The organism is Methylobacterium indicum, assembly GCF_017347565.1.
In the GTDB taxonomy this organism is placed as follows: Bacteria; Pseudomonadota; Alphaproteobacteria; order Rhizobiales; family Beijerinckiaceae; genus Methylobacterium; species Methylobacterium indicum.
Genome location: NZ_AP024145.1, coordinates 2023108 through 2038070 on the forward strand (window position 1 = coordinate 2023108; position 14963 = coordinate 2038070).

General features: G+C 69.9%; 12 protein-coding genes. 10 read left to right on the plus strand and 2 right to left on the minus strand.

The features are described 5' to 3' along the window. Positions 1-101 precede the first annotated feature (101 nt). Both miv_RS09415 and infC read left to right on the plus strand, forming a co-directional pair. Entirely contained in the window at positions 102-1334 is a 1233-nt protein-coding gene (locus miv_RS09415) for a glycosyltransferase family 4 protein (RefSeq protein ID WP_207182388.1), read from the plus strand. 202 nt (positions 1335-1536) lie between these two features. Continuing rightward, positions 1537-2058 (plus strand): translation initiation factor IF-3, encoded by a 522-nt coding sequence (gene infC, locus miv_RS09420; RefSeq protein WP_048430889.1) that lies wholly within the window; start codon positions 1537-1539, stop codon positions 2056-2058. 137 nt (positions 2059-2195) lie between these two features. On the opposite strand, the gene miv_RS09425 is transcribed toward infC, so the two are convergent. Together miv_RS09425 and miv_RS09430 are read right to left on the minus strand one after the other, a co-directional pair. Beyond that, positions 2196-4460, minus strand: coding sequence for an amylo-alpha-1,6-glucosidase (locus tag miv_RS09425; protein WP_207183444.1), 2265 nt, complete (start codon positions 4458-4460; stop codon positions 2196-2198). A gap of 295 nt (positions 4461-4755) precedes the next feature. Then, positions 4756-5886, minus strand: a complete 1131-nt coding sequence (locus miv_RS09430; RefSeq protein ID WP_048428159.1) for a glycosyltransferase family 4 protein — start codon at positions 5884-5886, stop codon at positions 4756-4758. Positions 5887-6239: 353 nt separating this feature from the next. Between miv_RS09430 and rpmI the strand changes: the two genes are divergently transcribed. The 8 genes from rpmI to miv_RS09470 all read left to right on the plus strand — a co-directional run bounded on the left by rpmI (position 6240) and on the right by miv_RS09470 (position 14954). Then, a complete protein-coding gene (rpmI, locus tag miv_RS09435; RefSeq protein WP_007561407.1) occupies positions 6240-6443 on the plus strand; it encodes a 50S ribosomal protein L35 in 204 nt (67 codons plus the stop codon). A gap of 66 nt (positions 6444-6509) precedes the next feature. Continuing rightward, entirely contained in the window at positions 6510-6887 is a 378-nt protein-coding gene (rplT, locus tag miv_RS09440) for a 50S ribosomal protein L20 (protein ID WP_048428158.1), read from the plus strand. A 167-nt stretch (positions 6888-7054) separates the two neighbouring features. Next, complete coding sequence (gene pheS, locus miv_RS09445) at positions 7055-8137, plus strand: phenylalanine--tRNA ligase subunit alpha (protein ID WP_048428157.1); 1083 nt, start codon at positions 7055-7057, stop codon at positions 8135-8137. A 56-nt stretch (positions 8138-8193) separates the two neighbouring features. Further along, the gene (locus miv_RS09450; protein ID WP_207182390.1) at positions 8194-8508 is read left to right on the plus strand and encodes a hypothetical protein; all 315 of its coding nucleotides are present in this window, start codon (positions 8194-8196) and stop codon (positions 8506-8508) included. Continuing rightward, positions 8508-8993 (plus strand): hypothetical protein, encoded by a 486-nt coding sequence (locus miv_RS09455; RefSeq protein WP_207182392.1) that lies wholly within the window; start codon positions 8508-8510, stop codon positions 8991-8993. Before miv_RS09450 ends, miv_RS09455 begins: the two co-directional genes overlap by 1 nt. Positions 8994-9012: 19 nt before the next feature. Further along, a complete protein-coding gene (gene pheT / locus miv_RS09460) occupies positions 9013-11436 on the plus strand; it encodes a phenylalanine--tRNA ligase subunit beta (RefSeq protein WP_207182394.1) in 2424 nt (807 codons plus the stop codon). A gap of 60 nt (positions 11437-11496) precedes the next feature. Beyond that, a complete protein-coding gene (locus miv_RS09465) occupies positions 11497-12435 on the plus strand; it encodes a DUF1186 domain-containing protein (RefSeq protein WP_244748933.1) in 939 nt (312 codons plus the stop codon). Positions 12436-12956: 521 nt separating this feature from the next. Beyond that, entirely contained in the window at positions 12957-14954 is a 1998-nt protein-coding gene (locus miv_RS09470) for a methyl-accepting chemotaxis protein (RefSeq protein ID WP_207182396.1), read from the plus strand. Positions 14955-14963: the final 9 nt, after the last annotated feature.

Consider the following 14963-nt stretch of genomic DNA (forward strand, 5'->3'; position numbering starts at 1 on the left):
CGGCTTCTACACCGGCGGCCGTCGGCGCACCCCCACTTCCTGCGTCGAGCAGGCACCGTCATGCCGCGAGCGCTGCGATCAGAACCCTGACCCGGAGTCCCATGCCGTCGAGCCAGGCCACGCCGTTCCCGGCCGCGAGCCACCCGCTGGCCGGCCGCACCGTGCTGCAGATCATCCCGGAGCTCGACGCCGGCGGCGCCGAGCGCACCGCCGTCGACGTGGCGGCGGCCCTGGCCGCGGCGGGCGCCCGCGCCCTCGTCGCCACCGAGGGCGGCCGCCTCGTCGGGGAGCTGCAGGCCAAGGGCGGCGCCTGGGTGCCGTTCCCGGCCCGCAGCAAGAACCCCGTCAGGATGGCGCTCAATGTCGGGCGGCTCGCCCGCATCTGCCGGGCGGAGCGGGTCGATCTGATCCATGCCCGCTCCCGCGCCCCGGCCTGGGTCGGGCTCGGGGCGGCCCGGCGCCTTGGCCTGCCCTTCGTCACCACCTATCACGGCAGCTATGCCGGCCGCTCGCCGGCGAAGCTCCTCTACAATTCGGTGATGGCGCGGGGCGACGTGGTGATCGCCAACTCGCACTTCACCGCCGACGCCATCCGCCGCCTCTTCCCGCAGGTGGCCGGCGACCGGGTGCGGGTGATCCACCGCGGCACCGATCTCGGCGCCTTCACGCCCGGCCAGGTCGCGCCGCAGCGGGTCGAGGCCCTGCGCCGGGCCTGGGGGGTCGCCCCGCACGAGCGGGTGGTGCTGCTCGCCGCCCGCCTCACCCCCTGGAAGGGGCATCGCGTGCTGATCGAGGCCGCCGCCGCGATGCGCGCGCAGGGGCTCGGCGACTTCACGGTGGTGCTCGCCGGCGATCCCCAGGGCCGCACCGCCTACCTGCGCGAGATCGACGCGATGATCGCCGCCCACGGCCTCTCGGGCCAGGTCAAGCGCGTCGGCCATTGCAGCGACATGCCGGCGGCCTACCGGGCCGCCTCGGTGGTGGCGGTGCCCTCGACCGAGCCCGAGGCCTTCGGCCGCGCCGCGGTCGAGGCCCAGGCGCTCGGCACGCCGGTCGTCGTCTCGGATCTCGGTGCCGTGCCCGAGACGGTGCTCGCTCCCCCGGAGGTTCAGGCCTCCGAGCGCACCGGCTGGCGCGTGCCGGCCGGCGACGCGGAGGCGCTCGCCGACGCCCTGGCCGACGCGCTGCGCCTCGGCGCCAGCGCCCGCGACGCCCTGGTGCGCCGCGCCCGCCGCCACGTCGAGGCGCATTTCTCCCTCGAGCTGATGCTCGCCGACACCCTGGCGATCTACGCCGATCTCCTCGGTGCGCCGCCGGCGGGGGAGGGGAGGTAGTTGCGGGGGCCGGGGAGCCGGCCCGCAACCAAGTCCGCCTTCCGCGAGTTGACAAATCGGGCGATCTCGCCAAGGTGATATCGTACACCCGAGTATGCCCGCGCGGTGGTTCGGGGCCGGCCCTCACAGGGATGCGGCCCGCGGGCCGCCGCCGGAATACGTGATTGAGGAGATTGAAGCCATTCGCAGACCTATGAGAGCCATGCCGGCCCCGCAGAAGGACGGGCCGCGCGCGAACCGGGACATCCGCGGCGTCCGCGAGGTCCAGCTCATCGACGATACCGGCCAGAACCGCGGTGTCATGGGCTTCTTCGAAGCGCTGCAGGTCGCCGAAGAGGCGGGCCTCGACCTCGTCGAGATCGCGCCGAACTCCGTGCCTCCGGTCTGCAAGCTTCTCGACTATGGCCGCTTCCGCTTCAACGAGCAGAAGAAGCAGGCCGAGGCGCGCAAGCGGCAGAAGACCGTCGAGGTCAAGGAGATCAAGCTCCGGCCGGGCATCGACAAGCACGACTACGAAGTCAAAATGAAGGCCGTGCAGCGGTTCTTCGAGGAAGGCGACAAGGTCAAGGTGACGCTCCGCTTCCGCGGTCGCGAGATGGCGCACCAGGATCTGGGCCTGCGCCTGCTCGAGCGCGTCAAGTCCGAGACGCAGGAGATCGCCAAGGTGGAGAGCGAGCCGCAGCTCGAAGGCCGCCAGATGATCATGATCCTGGCGCCGCGCTAATCCAGCGCACGGCGCCTCGCCGCGTGGCTGCGCGGCTAGGATCGATTGACCGCTCCGGGCGCGGGTATCTCCTTCCGAGAACCCGCGCGGGGAGCATCGAAGGGCCGGGCATGTCCCGGCCCATCGCTTTTTTCGGCCTACTTCAGCAGCACCACCTGCGCGTCGCCGGTCCGGCGGACCACGTTGACGGTCACGTCCTGGCCGTGGCGATGCAGCAGCAGGTCGACGTGGCTGTCGCCGAGCTTCAGGTTGCGGATCAGCACGTCGTCGAGGAAGGATGGCAGGATCGGGTCGCGGAAGCGGATCCGGTTGCGGTCGTGGCGCAGCTCCAATCCGAGGCAGGCCGCCAGGAACGCGAAGGGTGCCGCCGCCGCCCAGGCCTGCGGGCTGCAGGCGACGGGATAGTTCGTCGGCCCGCGCTGCTTGCGCTGGATGAAGCCGCAGAACAGCTCCGGCAGACGCCGCCCCTCCTGGTAGAGCGAGGCACCGTGCTGCCCCTCGAACACCCGCGCGGCCTCCGCCTTCAGGCCGTAGCGGGCGAGGCCGAGCGCGACGAGCGCGTTGTCGTGCGGCCAGATCGAGCCGTTGTGGTACGACATCGGGTTGTAGCGCGCCTCGCCGACCGCGATCGTGCGCACGCCCCAGCCGTTAAACCCGTCCTTCGACATCAGCACCGCGGCGACGCTCTCGGCCCGCTCCGGATAGGCGATGCCGGTGAACAGCGCGTGGCCGGCATTCGAGGAGCGCACGGCGCAGGGGCGCTTCTCGCCGTCGAGCGCGATGGCGTAGGTGCCGATCTCCGGCAGCCAGAACTTCTCGTCGAAGGCCTTGCGCAGCCGCTCGGCCTCGCCCTTCAGCCGCTCGGACAGCGCCTCGTCGCCCATGAGCGCAGCGAGCTTCGCGGCACCCTTCTTGGCGGCGTAGACGTAGCCCTGGACCTCGCAGAGCGCGATCGGGCCCTGCGCCATCCGGCCGTCGGCGTGAAAGATCGAATCGTGGCTGTCCTTCCAGCCCTGGTTGGCCAGGCCCTTCTCGGTCTCGCGGGCGTACTCGACGAAGCCGTCCTTGTCCCGGTCGCCGTACTCGTCGATCCAGTCGAGCGCCGCCAGGACGTTCGGCCAGATCTTCTCGATCGTCGCCTTGTCGCCGGTCTGCTCGTAATACTGGCCGGCCAGCATCACGAAGAGCGGGGTCGCGTCGATCGTGCCGTAATAGAGCTTGAACGGCACCTCGCCGAGGATCGCCATCTCGCCGTTGCGGGTCTCGTGCAGGACCTTGCCGGGCTGGGCGTCGGCGGCCGGATCCACGGTGGTGGCCTGCGTCGCCGCGAGGTGGCGCAGCACGCCCTTGGCGATCTCGGGGTCGATCCACAGCGTCATCATGGCGGTGATGATGCCGTCGCGCCCGAAGACTGTGCTGTACCAGGGGATGCCGGCATAGGGGTACACGCCGTTCGGCGTGCGGCTGAGCAGCATGTAGAGGTCGGCCGTCGCCCGGCAGGCGGCCTCGTTGAACTGGTCGTTCGAGCTCTCGATCGTGGTGATGTTGGCGGTGGCCTTGCGCAGGTCGCGCCGCGCGTCGCGATAGGCGAGCGCGAAGGTCATGCCCTCGCCCTTCGGGTGGCCCTCCTCGCGGCGCGGATTCGGATAGGCCGCGTGGGTGAACGGCAGGGCGCTGCCGATCACCGCCACGCCCTCGCGGCCGAGATCCACCGTGTCGCAGATCGCCCGCACGAACAGCGAGGCGCGCCCGCCGGGGGCGAGCTTGACCTCGAACTCCGCCTTGTTCGCCTCGAGCCGGGCGGGCTTCGGGCCGAAGCGCAGGCGGGTGGTGCGGCGCCGCGCGTCGAGCCCGTCATAGGTGAACGTCACCTCGTTGGGGGCCGTCACCTCGACGCTGCGCTTGCCGCGATGCGCCCGGTCGCTGCCGCGGACCTCGAACAGATCGCGAAAGTCGGCGTCGAAGCTCAGGGAGACGCGTAGATGGCGCGGCTTGGTGTCGTAGTTGCGCAGGCCGATGCGGTCGTAGCAGGTGCCACGGAACAGGAATTTGGTCCGCTCCAGCGCGATGATCTCGCGCGGAATGCTGGTCTCGTCGCCGGCATCCAGCCGGATGTCCGGCGTCGTCATGTCGACCGAGAGGGCGCCGTTGTCGTCCTGCACCACCGAGCCGAGCAGCATCGGCCGCTGGCCCTCGACGGTCAGCTCCAGCCGCGACAGGAAGCGCGTATCCTGAAAGTACAGCCCCTCGGGACCCGGGAAGACGCCGATATCGCCGTAGCTGTCGAGCACCGCGAAGGCGTCGCCGTGCTTGAGCGAGCGCAGCTGGCGTTCCACCAGCGAGGTCTGGGCCTCGATGTGGTACTGCGGCAGCGTCTCGTCGTCGGGGGCGGTCGCGACCATCGGCACGGCTTCACTCCTGGGGTCTTCGCTTCGTGACACGGGGCGGGGCGTCACGGGGATCTGGGCGAGGTCTCGGGACTCCGGGCGGGGCGCCCGGACGGCGGCGGGGGCGGAACCCGCGGCGATTCGCGGGTCGGACCCCACGCTAGAGCGAAAGTGGGCCATCGTGCGGCGGGCGCCAGGGGGGAGCTGCGATCGGGCAGGCTCGGATTTTGGGCAGGTACGGCGCAAACAGAAGGCCCGGCCCCCTCACGGGGACCGGGCCTTCCGTTCGATCACGGGATGATGGGGCGGATCAGACCGCGCGCAGCACCGGATGCGCGACGCCGTTGGTCGCGCCGTTCAGGGTCGCCGGGGCGCCGAGGGTCAGGCCCGGGATCTTGATCGCGTCGAGGTCGCCGGCGAGCAGCGACTCGTAGGCGGCGACGTAGGAGCGGGCCATGACGCTCGCGGTGAAGCGGGTCTCGAAGTAGCGGCGCACGCCCTCGCGGCTCATCGCCTTGCAGGTCTCGACCGCGGCGATCGCCTCGTCCATCGACTCGACGACGACGCCCGACACGCCGTCCTTGATGACCTCCGGCACGGAGCCGTTGCGCCACGCGATCACCGGCGTGCCGGCCGACATCGCCTCGATCATCACCAGGCCGAAGGGCTCCGGCCAGTCGATCGGGAAGGCGAGCGCCAGGGCGTTGCCGAGGAAATCGTGCTTCTGATCCTCGTTGATCTCGCCGATATACTCGATCAGCGGGTGGTGGGTCATCGGCTCGATGACCTCATCCCAGTATTCCTGGTCGGCCTTGTCGACCTTGGCGGCGATCTTCAGCTTCACGCCGGAGGCCTTGGCGATCTCGATCGCGCGGTCGGGGCGTTTCTCGGGCGAGATGCGGCCGAGGAAGGCGAGGTAGCCACCGTCCTTCGGATTGGGCGAGAAGCGGCAATTCTCCGCCGGCAGGCCGTGATGGATCGTCTGGAGCCAGTTCGCGTTCCCGGGCATCGGGCCGCGCTGGTGGTCGGAGATCGACACGAGCGGCATGCCCGTGAAGGTCCGGTAGACCGGCATGAAGTCCGGCACGTCGAGCCGCCCGTGCAGGGTGGTGACGCACTTGTGGTTGAACTCCTCGAACAGCGGATACTGCAGGAGGTCGATGTGGAAGTGGATGACGTCGAACTCGTCCGCCCGCCGGCGCAGGTGATAGAGCATGGCGAGGTGGCTGGCGACGTGGTCGCGAATGCCGGCCAGCCGCAGGCCCTCGGGGCAGCAGGCGACCAGCTTGGCGCTCGTCTCCGAGTCGCCGCTCGCGAACAGCGTGACGTCGTGGCCCTGGCGGACCAGTTCCTCGGTGAGCCACGAGACGACACGCTCGGTGCCGCCGTAGAATTTCGGCGGAACGGCCTCCGCGAGGGGGGCTACCTGGGCAATGCGCACGAGGAAATCTCCTGAGACGCCAAACGGGGGCGGATCAACGTTGGCGGGGACTAAGCAGGATGGGGCCTGAGCGGGACATGAACGAAACCGCGTACCCGCGCTTATTGTTCCGGTGCAGCGCACAACGCCAGGGCGAGCGGACGATCGTTCCCGCCTCCCACAGGGGCGAAGCGCACGACGATGCGACGATTGCGTGAAGCCCAGGTCCCTGCTATGGCACGCGCCTCGCTGAACCGCCCGGCCGTGAGGGCTGCCGTGGCGGTTCGTGTCGCTCCACCATCGATCGATCGACGATCGTCGGGATCCGCCCCGTGGCGGGACTCGGGAGGTGGAGTTCGCGTCAGGAGAGCAAAATGCCCAAGCTGAAGACCAAGTCGGGCGCCAAGAAGCGCTTCAAGATCACCGGGACCGGCAAGGTCATGTACGCCCAGGCCGGCAAGCGCCACGGCATGATCAAGCGGACCACGAAGCAGATCCGCAACCTGCGCGGCACGACCACCCTGTTCGAGGGCGACGCCGCCAACGTGAAGAAGTACTTCCTGCCGAACGCCCGCTAAGAACCGGCTTCGCCAAAGAAGACGCTTCGTCCCGCATCTGTTTCGTAGAAATCCCAGGAGATCACCATGGCCCGCGTCAAGCGCGGCGTGACCAGCCACGCCAAGCACAAGAAGGTTTTCAAGGCCGCCAAGGGCTATTACGGCCGGCGCAAGAATACGATCCGGATCGCCAAGCAGGCGGTCGAGAAGGGCATGCAATATGCCTACCGCGATCGTAAGAACAAGAAGCGCAACTTCCGCGCCCTGTGGATCCAGCGCATCAACGCCGCGGTCCGCCCGCACGGCCTGACCTACTCGCGCTTCATCGACGGCCTGGCCAAGGCCGGCGTGCAGGTCGACCGCAAGGCGCTCTCCGAGCTCGCCATCCACGAGCCGGCGGCCTTCGTCGCCGTGGTCGAGAAGGCGAAGTCCGCTCTGCCGGCCGAGCTCGTCAAGGCGGCCTAACACCGGTCGCGTCCGGGTCCGCACCCTCGCGCGGGCCCTTCGAAGAGACCACCATCACGGCCCGCCCGCGCGGGCCGTTTTGCGTTGCGCGGGTCGTTTCCGGCGCTCCGGGTTGACGGGGCGGGGCGGCGCGTTGCAGGGCATCCGCGAGCCCGATTGAGCAGACCATGACCGATCTCACCAGCCTCGAAACCGATCTCCTCGCCCAGGTCACCGGCGCCGCCGACGAGGCCGCGCTCGAGGGTGTGCGCGTCGCCGCCCTCGGCAAGAAGGGCGCCGTCTCCGAGCTGCTGAAGACGCTAGGCGGCATGAGCCCCGAGGCCCGCAAGGAGCAGGGGCCGCTGATCAACGGCCTGCGCGACCGCGTCCAGGGTGCGATCCAGTCGCGGCGCGAGACGCTGGCGGAAGCCGCGCTGACGGCGCGGCTGTCCGCCGAGCGGATCGACGTGACCCTGCCGGTGCGCGAGGGGCCCGAGACCCGCGGCCGCATCCACCCGATCACCCAGGTGATGGACGAGATCACGGCGATCTTCGGCGATATGGGCTTCTCGATCGCGGAAGGGCCCGACGTCGAGACCGACGACCTCAACTTCACGGCGCTCAACTTCCCCGAGGGCCATCCGGCCCGGGAGATGCACGACACCTTCTTCCTGCGGCCCGACCGGGACGGGAAGCGCAAGCTCCTGCGCACCCACACCTCGCCGGTGCAGGTCCGCACCATGCGCAACGTGCAGCCGCCGATCCGGGTGATCTGTCCGGGCCGCACCTACCGGCACGATTCCGACCAGACCCACACCCCGATGTTCCACCAGGTCGAGGGCCTGGTGATCGACAAGCAGGCCAACATCGCCCATCTGAAGTGGATCCTGGAAGAGTTTTGCAAGGCGTTCTTCGAGGTCGACAGCGTGAAGATGCGCTTCCGGCCGTCGTTCTTCCCCTTCACCGAGCCCTCGGCCGAGGTCGACATCCAGTGCTCGCGCAAGGGCGGCGAGATCCGCTTCGGCGAGGGCGACGACTGGCTCGAGATCCTCGGCTGCGGCATGGTCCACCCCAACGTGCTGCGCAATTGCGGCCTCGACCCGGACAGCGTGCAGGGCTTCGCCTGGGGCATGGGCATCGACCGGATCGCGATGCTCAAATACGGCATGCCGGACCTGCGCCCGTTCTTCGAGGCGGATGTCCGCTGGCTCGAGCATTACGGCTTCCGGCCCCTCGACATCCCGAGCCTGGTCGGCGGCCTGACCGGCTGACGTCGCTGCCGAGAGACGGCTTGCGCTGAGAGACGGCTTGCGCTGAGAGACACACCATGACCGAGAGCGAGATCCTGGCGGTCACCGACGAGGTCCTGACTCAATACCTTGCCGCCTCCGGCTATGAGCGGGCCGAACTGCGCGCCGGCTACAACCATGCCGACGAGCCATCGTTGTTCGTGACCGCTCATTTCAAGCCCGAATCGGGCCTGCCCGGGGGGGGCGAAGTCAACGCCGCACACGCGGCGCTGCGGATCGCGCTATGGGGAAAAGGCGAGGAGCGATTCCCCTATCTCGATTTCCGATTTCCCGGCGACGAAATCTTGGGCGACGAGGAAGAGGATTATCGGGACGAGGAAGAGAACGCCTGATGCCGCGCTTGGGCAATCCCCTCGTCTATGATCTCCTCGACATCGCCGAAGCGCTGGCCGAGCAGCGCGGGCGCCGCAATCTGGAGAGGACGGCGATGCGGCGCGCCGTCAGCAGCGCCTATTACGCGGTGTTCCACGGTCTCTGCTTTGTCTGCACCCGTTCGCTCGGCCTATGGCGGCGCGACGTCTCGGTGACGGAGCCGATCTACCGGCTGCTCGATCACGGTCAGGTCAAGCGGCGCCTGTCCGGGCGCGAGGCGGCCGAGCTCGGCTCGGTGATTGCCGGCATCGGAACCGCCTTTGTCGACCTTCAGGAGCGCCGGCACTTGGCGGATTACAGCCCGCCGAGTCTGGAGGTCAGCCGCGACGTGACCCGCACGGTGGTCGCCCGCGCCCGCAAGACCGTCGCCGACCTCGAATCCCTCGACGACGACCAGTGCCGCCGCCTGGCCGTCCTTCTCATCACCAAGGCCCGGCTCGTCTGAGCCGAGAGGTTTTATCCCGATGAAATTCACCCTCTCCTGGCTCAAGGACCACCTCGACACCGATGCCTCCCTCGACGTGATCGTCGAGACGCTGACCCGCATCGGGCTGGAGGTCGAGCGCGTCGAGGACAAGGCCGCGGATCTCTCGGCCTACCGCATCGCCGCAGTGCTCACCGCCGAGCAGCACCCGAACGCCGACCGCCTGCGGGTCTGCTCCGTCGACACCGGCGAGGGCGCCCCCGTCCAGGTGGTCTGCGGCGCGCCGAACGCGCGGGCCGGCATGAAGACGGTGTTCGCGCCCCCCGGTACCTACGTGCCGGGCAAGAACATCACCCTGTCGGTCGGCGTGATCCGTGGCGTCGAGAGCCGGGGCATGCTGTGCTCGGGCTCCGAGCTCGGCCTGTCGGACGACCATGACGGCATCCTGGACCTTCCGGCCGATGCGCCGGTTGGCCAGGCCTATGCGGCCTTCGCCGGCCTCGACGATCCGGTGATCGAGATCAACCTGACGCCGAACCGGCCCGACTGCACCGGCATCTCCGGCATCGCCCGGGACCTCGCGGCCGCCGGCATCGGCACCCTCAAGCGCGAGCAGCTGGCGCCGGTGCGGGGGGAGGGGGCCTGCCCGGTCGCCGTCACCCGCGACTTCGCGCCGGAGGACGCGCATCTCTGCCCGCTCTTCGGGTTGCGGCTGGTGCGCGGCGTCAAGAACGGGCCGTCGCCCGAATGGATGCGCCGGCGCCTGACCGCCATCGGCCTGCGGCCGATCAATGCGCTCGTCGACATCACTAACTACGTCACCTTCGACCGCGGCCGGCCGCTCCACGTCTTCGACGCCGCCAAGGTGAAGGGCGCCCTCACCGTGCGCCGCGCCCGCGAGGGCGAAGAGATCGTGGCCCTCGACGGGCGGACCTACCGGCTCGACGACGGTGCGATCGTCATCGCCGACGAGGCCGGCGTCGAGTCGATCGCCGGCATCATGGGCGGCGAGCATTCGGGCTGCGACGAGGGCACGACCGACGTGCTGATCGAATCGGCCCTGTGGGACCCGCTCACCATCGCCCGCACGGGGCGCCGCCTCGGCATCGTGACGGATGCTCGCTATCGCTTCGAGCGCGGGGTCGATCCGGCCTTCGCCCTGCCGGGTCTCGATCTCGCGACGAAGCTCGTGCTCGACCTGTGCGGCGGCACCCCGAGCCAGGCCACCGTGTCGGGCGAGGTGCCGGATACCGATCGCATCATCGACTTCCCGTGGACCGAGGTGCGCCGGCTGTCCGGCCTCGACCTGCCGCGGCCCGAGATGAAGGTGACGCTGGAATCGCTCGGCTTCCACGTCGCCGGCTCGGGCGACCGGGTGAAGGTGCTCTCGCCGTCCTGGCGGCCCGACGTGGAGGGCAAGGCCGACCTCGTCGAGGAGATCGTGCGCATCGCCGGCCTCGACCGGATCGAGCCCAAGCCCCTGCCGCGGATCGAGGCGACGGTGATCCGCCCGGTCCTGACGGTGATGCAGAAGCGCACCCGGCAGGCCAAGCGCGAATTCGCCGCCCGCGGCCTCGTCGAGGCGGTGACCTGGTCGTTCATCGCGCATGACGACGCCACCCTGTTCGGCGGCGGCAAGCCGGAACTGGCGCTGGCGAACCCCATCGCCGCCGACCTGTCGGACATGCGCCCGAGCCTGGTCCCGGGTCTCGCCCGCGCTGCGCAGCGCAACGCCGACCGCGGATACGGCGACGTCGCCCTGTTCGAGGTCGGGCAGTGCTTCGCCTCCGACCAGCCCGAGGGCCAGACCACCAAGGCGACGGCGCTCCGCCGCGGCTCCGCCCGCCATGGCGGCGCCGGCCGGCACTGGGACGGCGCGGTCAAGCCCGTCGACGCCTTCGAGGCCAAGGCCGACGCGCTGGCGCTGCTGACCTCCCTCGGCGTGCCGACCGGCGGCCTCCAGGTCGTCGCCGGCGGGCCGGACTGGCTGCATCCCGGCCGCTCCGGCACGCTGCAATTCGGGCCGCGCAACCCGGTCGGGTTCTTCGGCGAGCTGCATCCGCGGGTGCTGAAGGCCCTCGACATCAAGGGCCCGGTGGTGGTGTGCGAGATCACGCTGGACGCCTTGCCGCTCCCGAAGCACCGGCCGACCAAGATGAAGCCGGCTGCCAGCCTGCCGGACTTCCAGCCGCTCGCCCGCGACTTCGCCTTCGTGGTCTCGCGCCAGGTCGCGGCCGGCGACATCCTGAAGGCGGCGCAAGGCGCCGAGCGCACCCTCGTGACCGGCATCGAGGTGTTCGACGTCTACGAGGGCGCGGGGATCGGCGAGGACCAGAAGTCCGTCGCCGTGGCGGTGCGGCTCCAGCCGACCGACCGCACCCTCACCGATGCCGAGATCGAGGCGGTGAGCCAAAAGATCGTCGCCGAGGTGACGCGCAAGACCGGCGCGACCCTGCGGGGCTGAGCGAGGCGTCCGGCGGCGCGTCGCGCGCCGCCGGCGGGGACGGACGAGGAGGAGACGGGCATGGCAGGGACGGACATGGCGGCGCCCGATCCGGTCCGGGAACTCTCGGCGGCGACCTACCTGCCGGAGGAGGCCCTCCGGCGGGCGCTCGCGGCGCCGGAGACGATCGCCGAGCCGGTCCTGGCGATCCTCGACCGGGCCGCCGACGGCCAGGGCGAGAGCCTGACCGAGCCCGAGCGGACCCTGCTGTTCTGGGGCATCCACGTCCTGGCCTCGGCCCGGGACACCCGGATCCACGCGCCGCTGATGCGCCTCCTGCGCCGTGACGACGACGCGATCGCGGCGGCGCTCGGCGAGGATTATCCGAACACGCTGTCGGGCCTCGTCGCCGCCAGCTTCGACGGCGACGCCGCGCGCCTGCTCGGGGCCATCGCCGGCGAGGCGCCGGTCGGCATCGCCCGGATGCAGCTCTTCCACGCGCTGGCACTGCTCACCGCCGACGGGCGCATCGACCGCGAGGCGGCGAAGGCATTCCTGGTCCGGTTCGATACCGAGCGGCTGGCCTCGCCCGAGGACGAGGAAGTCTGGCAGGGCTGGGAGGACGCGGTCTCGCTCTTGGGCTTCGACGACCTCGTCCCCCGCCTCAAGGCCGCGCGTAAGGACGGCCGCAACGCCGGCAACGTCGTCGATTGGGAGACGGTGCAGGAGACCCTGAAGGAGGCCCGCCTGCGCCCGAAGAGCCGCCAGCGCTTCGACGACCTGCTGATCGACTATCTCGACGACCCGATCGGCGCGCTGGAGCACACCCGCGAGGGCGCCGACGCTCATCGGCCCGACCTCGACGAGGACGGTTTCCCGATCCCCGAGCGCAATCCCTATCGTGATGTCGGCCGCAACGATCCCTGTCCCTGCGGCAGCGGCAAGAAGTTCAAGAAGTGCTGCCTCGACAAGGTCGAGCAGGGATTCGCGGCCCTGCCGCCGCTGCCGCGGGGGCGCTGAGGATCCAGCGGCGGTACGATCGGATTTTCGGAATATCCCTTCCGACAACGGGATCACCAGCCCCCGCGGCGGACCCGCAAGTCCCGCATGCCCGAGCGGGGCCGGTTTCCGCATCGCGCAGCGATCGCCGAGCGATCGATGGGACACTGCTGGATGCGCCGTGAGCCGGCGTCAGTGCGCCGTCCACCTATCTCACGCCGAGCAATCGTTCGAAGTCATGGCAACCAATGCGCGACGCGCCCGCTCTCGCGTAGAGCCAAAATTTGCGCATTCTGCCTTCATATGAGGCAGTGCCAAGTCTGTCAGCCACACGCCCTGATCCTGCCGATGCTTGGTTTTCGCTTCGGGCGTTCCCAGCCTCATGAGAGGAAACAGGCGTCTCGACGATCCCACGTACCGAATTGATCATGCCGCCAGTAATATTGGACTTGATCAAAAAAATATTGCTGAATTTACGAAACGTTCCGGAACCTGTCGTAGCGTCCGGTCCACGTTGGCGATCGATAGTGACGGACGGTCCGATGAGAGTTCCCTTGCGTGCGCGGCTGTATGGCGGCTTCGCGATCCTGGCGGTGCTGGTCGCGGTGATGGGTGGCTTCTCGTACCGGCAGACCGGCCAGCTCGACGATTTGTTCACACAGAAAGCGCAGCTCGAGCAGGCGGCGCGGGAGCTCTACACGCTGAACGGCCTGACCGAGCGCTTCGCGGCCCAGAGCCTCAAGTACCGGACGACGCAGACCGCCGAGATGGCCGCCGGGATGCAGGCGAGCCTGTCCGAGGCCTCGCAGCTCGCCGACGGGCTGATGAAGCGCGCCTTGTCGGACGAGCGGCGGGCGCTTTACGCCGACCTGCGCGAGAGGTCGAACCGCCTCGCCGCGGAGGTGCCGAAATTCGTCGCGCTCGGCGTGCAGATCCGCGACAACAAGGCCGGCGTCTACACCGCGGGCGACGACCTGACAAAGGCCTCGGGGGCCCTCGTCGCCCAGCTGCGTGTGGGTGGCGACGAGGAGATCCTGGCCCAGGCGGTCGAGATCGAGCGGATCCTGCTGCTGTTCCGGGTGATGAACTGGCGCTTCCTCGCCACCACCGATCCGAAGACCCGCACGCTCTCGGCCGGACACTTCACCAGCGCCGAGGCGACGATCGGCAAGCTGAAGACCCTGAACCTGAGCCCGGCGCAGAAGCGCGACCTCGGCACCCTGGAGGAGACGCTGCATCGCCTCAACGGCCACATCACGGCGGCGGCCGCCGCGATGCTGGAGAGCGAGGCCCTCTACGACCGAAACCTGAAGCCCCAGGCCGAGGCCATCGCCGCCGCCGGCACGCTGGTGCGCGGCAAGCTCGACGCGGCGCTCGAGACGATCAGCGATCACAGCCTCGCTACGATGGACTCCGCCAAGGGGGTGCAGGCCGGACTCCTGGCGGTGATCCTGGCGATCAGCCTCACCCTGGCGATCCTGATCGCCCGCGGCATCACCCGCCCGATCTCCGGCATGACCCGCGCGATGAGCCGCCTGGCCGCGGGCGAGACCGCCGTCGCGATCCCGTCCCAGGACGCCACCGACGAGATGGGCGAGATGGCCCGCGCCGTGGAGGTGTTTCGCCAGAACGCGATCACGCGGCTCGCGCTCGAGGCCGACCAGGCGGCGCAGGCCTCCGCCCGCCAGCGCCGGGCCGACCGGGTCGACGCCCTCGTGCTCGCGTTCCAGCAGCGGGTCGCCGGCTCGCTCGGGATCGTGACCTCGGCGGCCACCGAGCTCGACGCCACCGCCCGCTCGATGAACCAGGTCGCCGACGGCACCAACGCCCAGGCGGTCGCCTCCAGCGCCGCCGCCGAGGAGACCTCCGCCAACGTCCAGACCGTCGCCTCCGCGGCGGAGGAGATGGTGGCCTCCTTGCGCGAGATCGAGCGCCAGGTGATCCAGTCGCGCGAGATTGCCGGCCATGCCGCGAAGGAGGCCGAGGCCACGAACGGCGCCATGGCGAGCCTCGGCACCGCGGCGACCCAGATCGGCGCCGCCGTCACCACGATCTCGGCCATCGCCGACCAGACGAACCTGCTGGCCTTGAACGCCACCATCGAGGCGGCCCGGGCCGGAGCAGCCGGCCGCGGCTTCGCGGTGGTGGCCGCCGAGGTCAAGGAACTCGCCGGCCAGACGGCGCGGGCGACCGAGGAGATCGGCGGGCAGATCGCGGCGATCCAGGCCGCCACCGGTCAGGCGGGGGCCGCCATCCGGCAGATCGGCGGTACGATCGCGGCGCTCAACGAGATCAGCAGCGCCATCGCGGCGACGGTGGTGGAGCAGACCGCGGCGACGGCCGAGATCTCCCGCAACGCCACCGAGGCGGCCCGCGGGACCCAGGACGTCTCGTCGAGCGTGTCCCGCGTGCTGTCGCTGGCCGACCAGACCGGGGGCGCTGCCTCCCAGGTGCTCGCGGCGGCCGCCGAACTGGCGACGCAGTCGCTGACCGTCAAGCAGGAGGTCGACGGCTTCCTGGGCGAGATCCGGGCGGCGTAAGGACGGAGG

Excerpts from the sequence above, each read along its gene's own strand:
- miv_RS09415 (WP_207182388.1), top strand. The coding sequence starts at position 102 with ATGCCGTCGAGCCAGGCCACGCCGTTCCCGGCCGCGAGCCACCCGCTG.
- infC (WP_048430889.1), top strand. The coding sequence starts at position 1,537 with ATGCCGGCCCCGCAGAAGGACGGGCCGCGCGCGAACCGGGACATCCGC.
- miv_RS09425 (WP_207183444.1), bottom strand. The coding sequence starts at position 4,460 with ATGGTCGCGACCGCCCCCGACGACGAGACGCTGCCGCAGTACCACATC.
- rpmI (WP_007561407.1), top strand. The coding sequence starts at position 6,240 with ATGCCCAAGCTGAAGACCAAGTCGGGCGCCAAGAAGCGCTTCAAGATC.
- rplT (WP_048428158.1), top strand. The coding sequence starts at position 6,510 with ATGGCCCGCGTCAAGCGCGGCGTGACCAGCCACGCCAAGCACAAGAAG.
- pheS (WP_048428157.1), top strand. The coding sequence starts at position 7,055 with ATGACCGATCTCACCAGCCTCGAAACCGATCTCCTCGCCCAGGTCACC.
- miv_RS09450 (WP_207182390.1), top strand. The coding sequence starts at position 8,194 with ATGACCGAGAGCGAGATCCTGGCGGTCACCGACGAGGTCCTGACTCAA.
- miv_RS09455 (WP_207182392.1), top strand. The coding sequence starts at position 8,508 with ATGCCGCGCTTGGGCAATCCCCTCGTCTATGATCTCCTCGACATCGCC.
- pheT (WP_207182394.1), top strand. The coding sequence starts at position 9,013 with ATGAAATTCACCCTCTCCTGGCTCAAGGACCACCTCGACACCGATGCC.
- miv_RS09465 (WP_244748933.1), top strand. The coding sequence starts at position 11,497 with ATGGCAGGGACGGACATGGCGGCGCCCGATCCGGTCCGGGAACTCTCG.
- miv_RS09470 (WP_207182396.1), top strand. The coding sequence starts at position 12,957 with ATGAGAGTTCCCTTGCGTGCGCGGCTGTATGGCGGCTTCGCGATCCTG.